The organism is Mesorhizobium sp. WSM2240 (assembly GCF_040438645.1).
In the GTDB taxonomy this organism is placed as follows: domain Bacteria; phylum Pseudomonadota; class Alphaproteobacteria; order Rhizobiales; family Rhizobiaceae; genus Allomesorhizobium.
The window spans coordinates 5,623,356-5,636,756 of the sequence record NZ_CP159253.1 but is presented as its reverse complement, the minus strand read 5'-3'; the positions used below and the strand labels follow the sequence as shown (position 1 = coordinate 5,636,756).

The 13,401-nt window shown below is 61.9% G+C and carries 12 protein-coding genes; 5 read left to right on the top strand and 7 right to left on the bottom strand.

Going from position 1 to position 13,401, the window contains the following annotated elements; all coding sequences use genetic code 11:
* Positions 1 to 22 precede the first annotated feature (22 nt).
* Together ABVK50_RS28070 and ABVK50_RS28065 are read right to left on the bottom strand one after the other, a co-directional pair.
* Positions 23 to 460: a hypothetical protein gene (locus tag ABVK50_RS28070; protein WP_353643461.1), complete on the bottom strand. Its 438-nt coding sequence runs from the start codon at positions 458 to 460 to the stop codon at positions 23 to 25.
* Positions 457 to 2,292, bottom strand: a complete 1,836-nt coding sequence (locus ABVK50_RS28065; RefSeq protein ID WP_353643462.1) for a Z1 domain-containing protein — start codon at positions 2,290 to 2,292, stop codon at positions 457 to 459. The genes ABVK50_RS28070 and ABVK50_RS28065 overlap by 4 nt, the downstream gene beginning before the upstream one ends.
* Before the next feature lie 210 nt (positions 2,293 to 2,502).
* Here ABVK50_RS28065 and ABVK50_RS28060 point away from each other — a divergent pair, with 210 nt between their 5' ends.
* The gene (locus ABVK50_RS28060; protein ID WP_353643463.1) at positions 2,503 to 2,934 is read left to right on the top strand and encodes a hypothetical protein; all 432 of its coding nucleotides are present in this window, start codon (positions 2,503 to 2,505) and stop codon (positions 2,932 to 2,934) included.
* Between the two features lie 107 nt (positions 2,935 to 3,041).
* Here the strand turns inward: ABVK50_RS28060 and lepA are convergent, their stop codons facing one another.
* Entirely contained in the window at positions 3,042 to 4,850 is a 1,809-nt protein-coding gene (gene lepA, locus ABVK50_RS28055; RefSeq protein ID WP_353643464.1) for a translation elongation factor 4, read from the bottom strand.
* A 254-nt stretch (positions 4,851 to 5,104) separates the two neighbouring features.
* Here lepA and ABVK50_RS28050 point away from each other — a divergent pair, with 254 nt between their 5' ends.
* Both ABVK50_RS28050 and ABVK50_RS28045 read left to right on the top strand, forming a co-directional pair.
* Positions 5,105 to 7,078: a PatA/PatG family cyanobactin maturation protease gene (locus ABVK50_RS28050; protein ID WP_353643465.1), complete on the top strand. Its 1,974-nt coding sequence runs from the start codon at positions 5,105 to 5,107 to the stop codon at positions 7,076 to 7,078.
* Between the two features lie 604 nt (positions 7,079 to 7,682).
* Positions 7,683 to 7,859, top strand: a complete 177-nt coding sequence (locus ABVK50_RS28045) for a hypothetical protein (protein WP_353643466.1) — start codon at positions 7,683 to 7,685, stop codon at positions 7,857 to 7,859.
* Between the two features lie 143 nt (positions 7,860 to 8,002).
* Here ABVK50_RS28045 and ABVK50_RS28040 read toward each other — a convergent pair whose 3' ends face one another.
* The gene (locus ABVK50_RS28040; protein ID WP_353643467.1) at positions 8,003 to 8,656 is read right to left on the bottom strand and encodes a TetR/AcrR family transcriptional regulator; all 654 of its coding nucleotides are present in this window, start codon (positions 8,654 to 8,656) and stop codon (positions 8,003 to 8,005) included.
* Positions 8,657 to 8,899: 243 nt separating this feature from the next.
* Here ABVK50_RS28040 and ABVK50_RS28035 point away from each other — a divergent pair, with 243 nt between their 5' ends.
* The gene (locus ABVK50_RS28035) at positions 8,900 to 9,847 is read left to right on the top strand and encodes a homocysteine S-methyltransferase family protein (protein WP_353643468.1); all 948 of its coding nucleotides are present in this window, start codon (positions 8,900 to 8,902) and stop codon (positions 9,845 to 9,847) included.
* A gap of 236 nt (positions 9,848 to 10,083) precedes the next feature.
* Positions 10,084 to 10,287, top strand: coding sequence for a hypothetical protein (locus tag ABVK50_RS28030; RefSeq protein WP_353643469.1), 204 nt, complete (start codon positions 10,084 to 10,086; stop codon positions 10,285 to 10,287).
* Between the two features lie 369 nt (positions 10,288 to 10,656).
* On the opposite strand, the gene ABVK50_RS28025 is transcribed toward ABVK50_RS28030, so the two are convergent.
* The 3 genes from ABVK50_RS28025 to ABVK50_RS28015 form a co-directional block, all read right to left on the bottom strand.
* Positions 10,657 to 11,661 carry a cytochrome d ubiquinol oxidase subunit II gene (locus tag ABVK50_RS28025; RefSeq protein ID WP_353643470.1) on the bottom strand — a complete coding sequence of 335 codons (1,005 nt, stop codon included), beginning with the start codon at positions 11,659 to 11,661 and terminating at the stop codon, positions 10,657 to 10,659.
* Positions 11,661 to 13,037, bottom strand: coding sequence for a cytochrome ubiquinol oxidase subunit I (locus tag ABVK50_RS28020; RefSeq protein ID WP_353643471.1), 1,377 nt, complete (start codon positions 13,035 to 13,037; stop codon positions 11,661 to 11,663). Before ABVK50_RS28020 ends, ABVK50_RS28025 begins: the two co-directional genes overlap by 1 nt.
* Before the next feature lie 117 nt (positions 13,038 to 13,154).
* Positions 13,155 to 13,382, bottom strand: coding sequence for a hypothetical protein (locus ABVK50_RS28015; RefSeq protein WP_353643472.1), 228 nt, complete (start codon positions 13,380 to 13,382; stop codon positions 13,155 to 13,157).
* Between the last annotated feature and the right edge of the window lie 19 nt (positions 13,383 to 13,401).

The following is a 13,401-nucleotide window of genomic DNA, read 5'->3' as shown; positions in this document are numbered from 1 at the left end:
TGTATGTGCTTCACGAGGTTCCCTATGCTTGGATAAGAGATGCCAGACTGCCTCTGGACAGCCGGCGATCGAGCCCACCAGCCGGGCCCTTCAGTCCGTACATCTGTCTTAATTTGCGGCGTACCGAGATTGCTTGCTGGGCAGGTCCGTCGACGACGATTTTATTAAGATCGTCTAGGGCAATCGCTACAATTCCGTCGGAGCCGCAAACGAACACGACCACGCTCTTTTGCACAGATTTGCTGATCTGTTTCACGCGTAGCAAGTGGCTTCTATGGACATTAAATGACCACGGCCCCTTCCTCCTAGTGGAGTATTTAATCAAAACTGATACAGATTCGTTGATAAGGTACTCTCCAGGTAGAGCGTCTTCCTGCTGGCAAATCAAAATAGGACCATCAGTGTTGTCTACTAAATACGACAACACCACACCGTAATATCGCGCCGATTCAGAAATCATCTTCTATTTTGCATAAAGCGAATAGTTTTACCGTTAATCTTATAGAAAAGTCGCGCTTTGCCTTTTGGGTTGTAGTAAATTTTCAGATGATGCCTAGCGTCTGGCCGCCCACCCCTGGCAAATTCATTGGTCGAGAAAATTCCTTTGCTCCTCCTCACTGCGTCGATCTCGGACTGCGGATATCGAGCCGTCACACCGAACGCGGAAGACGGGTGAAAACAGATGTCACCTTCCTTCTCATGCTGCGTCTTTAGATAGTTGAACACATAGTCCGGAAAAACGCCCGCGGGCACAGACTTTCGCAGAGCATCTAGCCGTTGAAGGTCCTTGAGCTTTTCGTCACCCATATAGGATTTAGTCTTGTCGAACTGGAAAAGCGCGAACGACATTTCGCCGTCCTCGAAATCAACGGAGGAGCGATCTATCGAGGCAGAAGAGGTAGGGGATGTCTTGTGGTCAGACAACCAAACCGGGGCACCCATTCCCGATCGTGCGGCCTCGATCGCTAGCTTGTGAAACGCGAAACATTTCGTCCAATTTGTTAGCAGCGACTTCGTGACCCACAATTGGAAGCTATTTTTATATTTCCCGCGACTACCAAACATTCGAGCGCGCTGAATGTAGGTATCTTGGGTGAATTTCCCTTTTACGCTCCGCGTAAAATACATAGAGAGAAGATTGTCAAACGTAACGCCCCGAGATATAATATTTCCACCTACCCCAAAAGAAAATAAGCTTTTTGGATTTAGTATATCTGATATATTGTCGTTTCTTCTCTTAGAATTTATCTCTACTATCTGATTCTTGTTTATATTTTTAAGCACAAATTCGACGATTGAATCGGGTCCGAGAGACCCAAAGTCCTGGGCGACCTTCAGGAGCTGACTGATACTTGAGGCAAATTTTCTATGATTTGGATTTGCCAGTATCCCAAGCGTTTCCTCCACGATCGAGAAATCCTCCCGATGTTCTGATGTCTTTCCGCTGGTGTGGACGATCATAGTGAAATTTTCAGATAAGCCTTTCTGATGTTGCTCAGCCACTCCACATAAAAAATGATATATCGCGCTACGCAGTTCTAAACGCTCATTTCCTTCGTCCGCCTCAAATTGCTTGAGTATATATGTAACCTTTCCATTTTGTGGAAAGAAAAACTCCTGACCGACGTATTCAGGATGCGGCTCAAAATCCACCCATCTTTCGGTTTTGTTGTCGAAGGTATTGTTAAGATCAAGTCTAGCTGCTGTGGCCGTCACCCCAATGTACTGTCCTCTACCCTTGATGAGCTCCTGGATAAGCCAATTAATCTTGGTCCTGTCGCCTGAATTTATCTTTGCGTTTGGAGAGGCGTAGTCAGCTTCATCATCAATGACCATGACCTTGTCAACAAACCTGAGAGATTCCTTCAGTTTTTCTAAATCTCTTGCGTTCTTTTTTGAGAAGATCACCCACTGCTTCCCCTTGATCTCTCGTGCATTCGAGGGGAGTTCAGAAAACTGTTTCGGCGACGGGCTAAGACCGGCACCTCGAAATCTTGAGAGACTTTGGTGGAGCAAATCGACGCTATCGGTCAGTAGGTTGATGATTACGTCATAACCGTCGTCCAGGAGCTTGGCGTTCAGCGCGATCATCATTTCGGTCTTGCCGCTTTGCGGCTCGCCGAAGATCACAAATGAGACGTTATCTCGATGATCGAGAGATTCTCCCGTAGCTTTTATCGTCTTTTCGATCGACGCGGTATTAATGCCTTTTCGCTTTAGCGTGGCCAGACGATCCTCGTATTGATGCCGGCCCACATTGCCGACCATGCCTGCCCATTTTGCGATGTCCATCGTTCCCCCCGACTCAACAACCCGGCGGCATGTTAAAGCCATTCAATTAAGCGTTGTAGTCCCCAGTTGCAGCGCGGTCCGCGCCAAGTCGCCGACGCCTGGGATTGCGGCAAGACTCGGATCGCCCCGAGCCCTCCAAATTTTTTTTGCGCAAATTTATCCACGCCCTCCGCGCCGCCCTCATACTCCGTCCGTCCGAAACAGGAGTGCGTGATGGGACGATTTGAGGGGATGAGGGAGGTGAACCGGCACCGGTACGTGCTGGAGCGCATACTGGCGCTCCTTCTCCTCATGGCGTCGCTGGCCGACCGTGCGGCCGGCCTGCCCTTGCGCCGTCGCCGCACCGTGCTCGAAATTCTTGGCCGCGGCGAGGCCGAGGCGCGCGCTCTTGTCCTCGGCATGGCGACCGGCTCTCCGGCATGCGGCGGCGATGTCGCGCCGGAGCCCGCGCCGCTCGACGACGCCGCACGCCTGGCGGCGGGTTTGCGGGTGCTGGCGCTGGTGCTGGGCGTCCTTTTGGCCGAGGCCCGGCGCGTCGTCGGCGAGGCCGGCCCGCGAGCCGGGCTGTCGCGCGCCGAGCCGGCCGGATCGGTCCACCCGTGGCGGGAGGCCCCGGCGCTTCCCGCGCCCGACACGTCGTGAGGCACACCTGAACGGCGACGGCTTCTCGAAACCTGGCGAACAGACCTGCGCCGCCGGGAACGCGATGCCGCGCCCTTTCTCCCCCGCAAGGGGGGAGATAAAGGCGCTTAATTGTCCCCCATCTTCAGCGCTTCAATAAACGCCGCCTGGGGAATGTCGACCTTGCCGAACTGGCGCATGCGCTTCTTGCCCTCCTTCTGCTTTTCCAGCAGCTTGCGCTTGCGGGTGACGTCGCCGCCGTAACATTTGGCCGTCACGTCCTTGCGCAGGGCGGAAATGGTCTCGCGGGCGACGATGCGGCCGCCGATCGCCGCCTGGATCGGAATCTTGAACATGTGCTGCGGGATCAGCTCCTTGAGCTTCTCGCACATGGCGCGGCCGCGCTTTTCCGCCGCCGAGCGGTGGACCAGCATGGAAAGCGCGTCGACCGGCTCGTCATTGACCAGGATCGACATCTTCACCAGGTCGCCCTCGCGGTAGTCGGTGAGCTGGTAGTCGAAGGAGGCATAGCCCTTGGAGATCGACTTCAGCCGGTCGTAGAAATCGAACACCACCTCGTTGAGCGGCAGATCGTAGATGAGCATTGCGCGCTTTCCGACATAGGAGAGGTCGGCCTGTATGCCGCGCCTGTCCTGGCAGAGCTTCAGAATGCCGCCGAGATAATCGTCGGGGGTGAGTATGGTGGCGCGGATCCACGGCTCCTCGATCGAGGAGATCTTGACGAGGTCCGGCATGTCGGCCGGGTTGTGCAGTTCCTTCACCGTGCCGTCGGTGAGGTTCATCCGGTAGACGACGGATGGCGCGGTGGCGATCAGGTCGAGGTTGAACTCGCGCTCCAGCCGCTCCTGGATGATCTCGAGATGGAGCAGACCCAAAAAGCCGCAGCGGAAGCCGAAGCCTAGCGCGGCCGAGGTCTCCATCTCGAAGGAGAAGGAGGCGTCGTTGAGGCGCAGCTTGCCCATGGCGGCGCGCAGATCCTCGAAGTCGGCGGCGTCGACCGGGAACAGGCCGCAGAACACCACCGGCTGCGCCGGCTTGAAGCCGGGGAGAGCGGCGGCGGTCGGGCGCTTGTCCTCGGTGATGGTGTCGCCGACGCGGGTGTCGGCCACCTCCTTGATCGAGCCGGTGAAGAAGCCGAACTCGCCGGGACCGAGCTCTTCGGCGGTGATCATCTTGGGGGTGAAGACGCCGGTGCGCTCGACCAGATATCTGGCGCCGGTCTCCATCATGCGGATGGTCTGGCCCTTTTTCAGGCGGCCGTCGATGATGCGGACCAGAACGATGACGCCGAGATAGGTGTCGTACCAGCTGTCGACCAGCATGGCCTTGAGCGGCGCGTTGATGTCGCCCTCGCGCGGCGGCGGAAGCTGGTTGACGATCGCCTCCAGCACGTCGGGTATGCCGAGGCCGGTCTTGGCGGAGATGTAGACGGCCTGGGAGGCGTCGAGGCCGATGACCTCTTCGACCTGCTCCTTGATGCGCTCGGGCTCGGCGGCGGGCAGGTCGATCTTGTTCAAGACCACGACGATCTCGTGGTTGTTGTCGATGGCCTGGTATACGTTGGCCAGCGTCTGCGCCTCGACCCCTTGAGAGGCGTCGACGACAAGGAGAGAACCCTCGCAGGCCGAGAGCGAGCGCGACACCTCGTAGGCGAAGTCGACATGGCCGGGCGTGTCGATGAGGTTCAGCACATAGTCCTCGCCGTTTTTGGCGCGGTAGTTGAGGCGCACGGTCTGGGCCTTGATGGTGATGCCGCGCTCGCGCTCGATGTCCATCGAATCGAGCACCTGCTCCTTCATGTCGCGCAGCTCCAGACCGCCAGTCGACTGGATCAGGCGGTCGGCGAGCGTCGACTTGCCGTGGTCGATATGGGCGACGATGGAGAAATTGCGGATGTGGGAGAGGGGTGTTGTCATGCGCGCGCATGTAGCAGGGGCGGTGCAGTGCGGCAAGCGCGGCCCTTCGACAAGCTCAGGACAGGCGCTTTGGCAGGCTCAGCCCTTCGACAGGCTCAGGATGAGGGGGCCTTCGACAGGCCAGGATGAGGGAAGCGGCAACCGCAGATCGCATTGGTTGTATCAAAAATGATAATACAATCTATAGTTGACTTTTCCTTGAGAGAGGAACACCATGGCCGCGGGGTTGGACATCGGTCCAGGGGAGCCGTCGCGTGCAGGGGTCGAAGACCTATGCGGAACTGGAAAGGGCGCTGCCGGGCGGCGACGAGCGGATCACGATCGCGGTGCTGGACGGGCCGGTGGATCTCGCGCATCCGTGTTTTGCAGGGGCGAAGCTGACCGAGCTTCCGACGCTGGCGGCGGGAAGCGGCGGCGGGCGGGCGCTGGCGCATGGCACCCATGTCGCCAGCGTCATCTTCGGCCAGCCGGGCAGCCCGGTGCGCGGCATCGCGCCGGCCTGCCGGGGGCTGATCGCGCCGATCTTCTCCGATGCGGGCAGCGGGCTGACTTGCTCGCAGCTCGACCTGGCGCGGGCGATCCTGCTTGCGGTCGAGCACGGCGCGCACATCATCAACATCAGCGGCGGCCAGCTGACGCCGTCTGGCCTGGCGGAGCCGATCCTGGCGCAGGCCGTGGAGACCTGCCTCAGGCGCAACGTGCTGATCGTGGCGGCGGCAGGCAACGACGGCTGCGAGTGCCTGCACATTCCGGCGGCGGCGCCCTCGGTTCTGGCGGTCGGCGCGATGGGCCACGACGGCGCGCCGCTCGCCTCCAGCAATTGGGGCGCGGCCTATGCGAGCCAGGGGGTGCTGGCGCCGGGCATGGAGGTTTTGGGCGCGGCGCCCGGCGGCGGCACGGTGGCCAAGAGCGGGACGAGCTTCGCCGCGCCCTACGTGCCGGGCGTGTGCGCCCTGCTCGCGGCAGCGCAATTGGCGAGAGGCGAAACGCCCGACCCGCACGGCATACGCGCCGCGATCCTGCGCAACGCGACACCATGCCCGGAAGGCGCGGCCATGGGTTGCGAAAAGTTCCTGGCCGGCAGCATCGATATCGAGAGAACCATCAGAGACCTTGGAGGGGGACACGACATGAAAACCGAGATGAATATTTTCGCTGAGCGGGACATGGTCTCGCAGGCGCCGGCCGAAGCAGCCTTCCGGCCGTCGGCGATGCCGCATCCAGCGGCAGGCGGCGGCATCGCGATGTCGAGCGACGAAGCGGCCGAAGCGGTGGAGGAATTCGCGCAGCCGTCGGCCGTGACCGCGTCCGGGCAGATCGAGCCTTCGGATTGCGGCTGCGGCTGCGGCGGAAAAGGCAAGAGCGCCGGCGAGGATCACAAGGACTGCGGCTGCGGTTGCGGCGGCAAGGGCGGTGAAGCCAAGAAGCCGCAGCTGGTCTATGCGCTGGGCAAGCTCGGCTACGATTTCGGCACCGAGGCGCGGCGCGATTCGCTGGCGCAGGCGATGCCGGCCGAGGCCAACAATCCGCAGTTGCCCAACCAGTTGCTCGCCTATCTCGACGCCGCTCCTTATGACGCCTCCGCGGTGATCTGGACGCTCAACCTCGACGCGACGCCGATCTACGCCATCCTGCCGATGGGGCCGTTCGGGGCGGACGCCTACATCCGCCTGCGCGAAGCGCTCAGGGTGCAGCTCGTGGAGGGCGTCGAACTGATCTCGGTGCCGGGCGTGATCTCCGGCAGCATGCGCCTGCAATCGGGCCAGGTGGTGCCGATCATCGTTCCGGCGATCCGCGGCATGTACAGCTGGGCCACACAGCCGCTGGTCGCGCATGTGCTGGGCCCGGTCCCGAAGGCCGCGGCCGAGCGCGAGAGCTATGAGCGATCCTCGGCGGGGCTCACCAACTTCCTGGACCGCGTCTATTACGATCTTCGCAATCTCGGCGTCACCGGCGAGGAACGGGCGATCAACTATTCGGCGACCAATGCGGTGCAGATCGCCGACGTGATCCGCAGCACCACCAGGGATCAGCTCGACCTCGACCGTCTGGCGGTCAAGAAAAGCCCGGTCTGCCGCCCGGATTCGGACTGCTACGACGTGGAGCTGTCCTTCTTCAATCCGGCCAATACCAACGTCGCCAACAGGGTCTACCGCTTCACCGTCGACGTTAGCGACGTCATCCCGGTCACCGTCGGCGCAGTGCGCAGCTGGACGCGGCGGGCGTGATGTCCGCGCAGAACGCGCACGCCACGCAAGACCGCGCCGCGAAGCGTCCCGTCCATACGGCTGCCCGCCCAATCCCAGCCGGTGTTTCGGGGCGTCACTGCCGACTCAATCCGTGTGCGGGCGGGCGCATCAAACGGAGATTGCACGCGATGTCTGCTCGCATGCAGCCGTATCAGAGGCGACCTGCGGTCGATCTGCGAGAGCCTCCGCGCGGCAGTCTGCTTCAGCTGAAGCGTGGCGACCGCGGCATACACATTTTACATGAGCCATGAAACCGAGAAGGAGAAACGACCATGAGACTTCCTAACCAAGCACCTACTGTCGTCCGTGGCAGGAGTGCCGATCCATTCAATGGTGCGGTAAGATCGTCGGGGTGCGACATCTGGAAGGGCATCAGGTGCGCCGCCTCCGTAGCCGCATGCGTCACCGCATGCGCTGCGGGACCGGCAGCTTGCATCGCCTGCTTCGCAGGTATCGGGGCAAGCGACTGCATGGATTGTCTCTAGCTTAAAGGTATCGCCGCGGGAGCGATATCCAGACCCTTCCTCAATAGGGTCTCTCGAAGCAAACCGTGCATCCCGAGCCGGTTCAGAGGAGAACTGCCATGAAGTTTCCAATCCAGGCCAAGCCTGTCGCCCGACAGATGAACAAAGGGCGGGACGAAACAGCGGGCATCGCGCCTTCCGACTGCTGCGGACCAGGCCGGTGCTGCGTCGGCGCGTGCCTGCCGTTCGGCGGCGGCTGCGCCGGGGTGTGCGTGCCGAATATCGGCCAGTGCTAGAGTAAACGAGGCGACGACCAACCCGGCTGCGGCGGGAGGTTTCAACACCGCCCGCCGCGTCGCATCGAAATCCAGGCGAAGTACAAGGCGCTTGACCGCCGAGGCCGGCAGGTCGCGGGCCATGCCGCGGGTGACGACCCTGATTATTCGGCGGCGACCGCGGTGGGGCGCGGCATTGCGGCTTGGGCGGCGGGCGTGAATAGCATCTTCACGAAGCTGCGGAAGGCAAGTATCTGGCGTTGCAGGATGCTTGAGTCGCCGAGCGCCCGCGACATAATGATGCCGCCGTCGACCACGCAGGAGAACATGTCGCCGACATCGTTGATGTCGACGGTATCTTGTGGCGGATAGGCTTCCGCTACGCCGGCAAGGGCTGCGCGGAAGCGCTCGCTCCACTTGCGCGCCGCATCAGCGGTCATCTCCCGCACCTCGCGATCGAACAGCCGTTCCTGGTAGACAAAAGTAGCGACCAGACAACCCGGATGGCCGTTGGGCAGGTCGTTCATGAGCTCGGCCAGCAGTTTCAGCGTGATCAGGAAGGCTTGCAACGGGTCGTCCGACAATTGCCGGCCGCGATTGAACGCCTCGTCGAAAATGCGATCCTCCATCTCGACATAGCGCAGCAGCAAAGCGCGGGCGAGTTCGTTCTTGTCCCTGAAATGGTAGAAGAAGCCGCTCTTGGTTATGCCGGCCTCGGCGATCACCTCCTCGATCGAAGTCGCGCCGAATCCCTTGGCGAGAACCGAGGACTCGGCGATCTCCAGAATACGTTCGCGGGTTTCTTGACCCTTGCGCATGACCAAATCCCCTCGAATTTACTGTACCTGCGGTACAGTTTTCGGCCGGCGAACAATGAACCGGCAAAGATGCGGGCTCTATCGGGTCCGGCTATCCTTCTGTAATTTCAGCAGTTCCCGCTTCGGCGGCGCTACCGGACCGCAAGCATTCTAGTTCACGGCGGCCCGTGCGGATAAAACACGGCCATTCCGAACCGGCCGCAACCCAGCGGCGCGGAAATTATCCTATCACTGGAGAAAAGCATGGCCAAGTACCGCCAGAATCTGCCGCAACTCGCCAACAGTACTTTCCTGAATGACGGCGGCATGGAAACGACGCTGATCTTCCTCGAGGGCGCCGACCTGCCGCATTTCGCTTCGTTCGTGCTGCTCGCCACCCCCGAAGGACGCACACAGATAAAGAACTACTACCGGAAGTATCTCGATGTCGCGGTGAAGAACGAAGTCGGCATCGTTCTCGATACCGCCACGTGGCGGGCGAGCGCCGATTGGGGCGCGAAGCTCGGCTTCGATGCGAAAGCGCTTCGGGCGATCAACAGGGACGCCGCGGCCGTGATCGCCGAGCTGCGCCGCGAGTACGAGACTTCAACGACGCCGATCGTCATCAGTGGCCAGATCGGGCCCCGCGGCGACGGTTACAAGGCGGGCCGAATGGATGCCGGAGAGGCGGAGGCCTACCACGCCGCGCAGATCGCGGCGTTTGTCGAAAGCGAAGCCGACATGGTTGGCGCCTACACGATGAACACCGTCGAGGAAGCGATCGGCATCGCACGGGCGGCGAAGGCGGCTCGGATGCCCTGCGCAATCTCGTTTACGGTCGAGACGGACGGCAAGCTGGCGACCGGAATGGAGCTTGAACGGGCGATCACCCTGACGGACCAGGCCACGGATGGCTCGCCGGCCTATTTCATGATCAATTGCGCGCATCCGACGCATTTCATGCAGGCGCTGAAGAAGGGCGAGAAATGGCTCAATCGCGTCTATGGTGTGAAGGCCAACGCCTCGGCCAAGAGTCATGCCGAACTGGACGAATCTATCACGCTTGATGCGGGCGACCCGGACGATCTCGGGCGGCGATACAGCGGGCTGAGAGCCTCGTTTCCGACGATGCGGATATTAGGCGGTTGCTGCGGCACCGACCACCGGCACATCGAGGCGATCTGCGAGGCATGTGTGCCGCAGGCTGCGTAGGATCAGTTGATATTCAGGTGATGCCGGCCTGCAAATGGCGGCTTTCTGGGCTTCCGGTGCTCACGTACTGCAGTACGCTCTGCTCCGGTTCTCGAAACCCGCCATTTTGGTCGCTGCGCGCCCATCTTCGATTCCAGGCTCGGCCTGACCTGAATCTCAGCAGATCTAGCGCTTACTTGGAAGTTTGAACCCACTTTGCAGCGGGACGGATCGTCCCGCCGATGCGGAGCATTGCCATGAGTATCTCGACCTATAGCGGCGCTGAGCGGCGCAGCGGCATTACCGGCCGCATCAGAAGCTGGCTGACGGAGCGGGAATGCCGTTCGTCTGAAGGCCGGGATCTCCCCCGGCTCGAAACCTTCAACGACCATTTGCTGCGCGACATCGGCCTCCAGCGTTGTCCGTCCGGCAATCACCGGCGGCACCTGATGCGGTTCTGAAGACCTTCGCCGCGCTCTACCCCAGACCAGATCCTGAACCGGCCGCCCTTGCCAAGCGGCGCTGCCCGGCGGATGACGCGGCGGGCCGACAGCCCGGCCGCACGGCCCTGAGCGCCAAGGCCGCGCAGGGAACCTCCCCCTCGCCTTAACACCAACCGAAAGGAGCGAACAACATCATCGCCGCTGCCGCGGCGGCCGCGGCGCTCACCTTCGCCTCGCCGGCGTGGCGCTCTACCAAGAGCTCGGATACCGGGAAACCGCGCGCCGGGCGATCGGACTTCGCAACGGCCTGAGTTTCGGATGCGTGGACATGGAGAAGCTGCTCGAAAGGCGGGCCGCATCGCAGCCCGGCGGCAAACTCCTGATCAGTCAATCGTAGCGCAGGTCGGACGCCTTTCCGCCGAAGACGCGGTAAGCGTAGAAGGAATAGCCGATGATGACCGGCAGCACGAACAGCGTGCCGACAAGAATGATCGCCAGGCTTTCGGGGGCGGACGCGGCCTGCCAGATGGTGAGCCTGTCCGGCACCACGAAGGGATAGAAAGACCAGGCGAGCCCGGCGAAGCCCAGCGCGAAGATTGCGGCGAGCGTCAGGAAGGGCAGCATCGAGTGCCGGTCATTGGCCTTGGGCATATGGAAGGTCTGCCACCAGAGCCAGGCAAAGAGAATGGCCGACAGGATGGGCAGCGGCGCCAGATAGATCATGTCGGGCAGTACGAACCAGCGGTCGAAGATGCGCGGGCTGGCGAGCGGGGTCGCAATCGACACGGCGGCCATGCCGAGCGCAGTGAAGACCAGCGCCGAGCGCAGCCACAGCACAGCCTTCTGCTGCAATTCGCCTTCAGTCTTGTAGATGAGCCAGGCCGCGCCCATGGCGGCATAGGCGGCGGCGAGGCAGAGCGCCACCAGCGCGCCGAAGACCATGGCCGGCAGGCCGGTCGCGAGGCCGAGCACATAGACGCCGAGCATGTAGCCCTGCGCCAGCGAGGCGATCAGAGAACCGGCGAAGAAGGCTCGGTTCCAGCGCTGCTTACGGTGGGTCGGCACCTTGGCGCGGAAATCGAAGGCGACGCCGCGCAGGATGAGTCCGAACAGCAGCACGAAGACCGGCAGATAAAGCGCCGTCAGGATGACGCCGTGCGCCAGCGGGAAGGCGACGAGCAGCAGGCCGACGGCAAGCACCAGCCAGGTTTCGTTGGCGTCCCAGAATGGGCCGATGGCCGCGACCATAGTGTCCTGCTCCTCCCCGCCGGCAAAGGCGAACAGGATGCCGATGCCGAGATCGAAGCCGTCCAGGATGACGTAGATCAGGATGGCGAGGCCCATCAGGCCGGCGAAGATGAACGGGAGGAGGGTCGGCCAGTCGAGCGTCATCAGATCTTCCCCTCATGCTGCAGCGGTTGCGACAAGGGCCGGCCGAGCACCGAAGGCAGCGGCGACTCGTCGCCGTCCTTCGCGGCCTTCAGCGCCAGATGCACCAAGGTGGCGAGATAGGCGACGATGAGCACGAGATAGAGCGCGAGATAGCCGGCTAGCGTCATCGCGACATGGCCGCCGGCGACCGGACCCAGCGCCTCGTGGGTTTTCATGACGCCGGTGACCAGCCAGGGCTGGCGGCCGATTTCGGTCGTGTACCAGCCTGCGAGCACCGCAACCCAGCCGGACAGCGTCATCGGCACCAGCAGATAGGCCAGGAGCCGAGGCAGGGTCTGCCGACGCCACAGGAAGTATGCGGCTGACCAGGAGATGACGAGCATCAGGATGCCGATGCCGACCATGATGCGAAAGCTGAAGAAGATCGGCGCAACCGGTGGGTGATTGCCGACGAAATCGTTGAGACCGGGAACGACGCCGGCGGCGTGATGGGTCAGGATCAGGCTGCCGGCGTTGGGGATCGCGATTTCCCAGCGGTTCTCGCGGGCGGCCTCGTCGGGCCAGGCAAACAGGATCAGCGGCACGTTGGCCTCGGTCTCCCAATTGGCCTCCATGGCCGCTATCTTCTGCGGCTGGTGCTCCAGCGTGTTCAGCCCGTGCTGGTCGCCAACGAAGATCTGGATGGGGATCAGGATAGCGGCGGCGAAGACGCCGGTGCGCAGCGCCTTCCACATCGATTCCGAGCGGTCGCCGACGAGGAAACGCAAGGCGGAAAGGCCGGCAATGAAGAAGGATACGGTGAGCCCGGAGGCGAGCAGCATGTGGACGAGGCGGTAGGGGAAGGACGGGTTGAAGATGACCGCCCACCAGTCGGTGGCATGGGCGACGCCGTCGCGCATCTCGAAGCCGGCCGGCGTCTGCATCCAGGAATTCAGCGCCAGGATCCAGAAGGCCGACATGGTGGTGCCGAAGGCGACCAGGAAGGTCGCGGCGGTGTGGACCTTGTTGGAGACACGGCGGAAGCCGAACAGCATGATGCCAAGGAACACCGCCTCGAGGAAGAAGGCGGTGAGCACCTCGTAGGCGAGCAGCGGGCCGGCGATGTTGCCAACCTTCTCCATATAGCCCGGCCAGTTGGTGCCGAACTGGAAGCTCATGGTGACGCCGGAGACCACGCCCATGGCGAAGGACAGCGCGAACACCTTCACCCAGGTGAAGTAGGCGCGCATCCAGGCTGCGTCGGACGTGGCGTTGTAGCGGAGCTTGAAGAAGAGGAGCATCCAGCCGAGCGCGATGGTGATCGACGGAAACAGTATGTGGAACGAGATGTTCGCGGCGAACTGGATTCGCGACAGGATGAGCGGGTCTGCTTCCATGGCCAGTAGTTCCCGGCTGTTGCGACCGAAAGGTAAGCGGCGGCTGGCCCGCCGTCAAAGCGGCGCTATGGCGCGGGGCGGAGTGTCGCAGCCTATGGTTGAGAAATTGACTGGCGTTCAGCGCGGAACAACCCGCCACACCTTGTTGCCGATATTGTCGGCGACAAGCAGCGCGCGCTGCCAGTCGATGGCGATGCCGACCGGCCGGCCGAGCGAGCCGGTGCGGGCGCCGTAGCCCTGCTCCACCGGAACCGGCGCCTCCTCGCGCGTCATCAAGAAAACGGCGACGCCGGCCAGAATGGCGAGCACGGCGAGTATGAGGATGGCGATGAGGATTCTTTTCACGGCCGCCTGCTCCGATCCG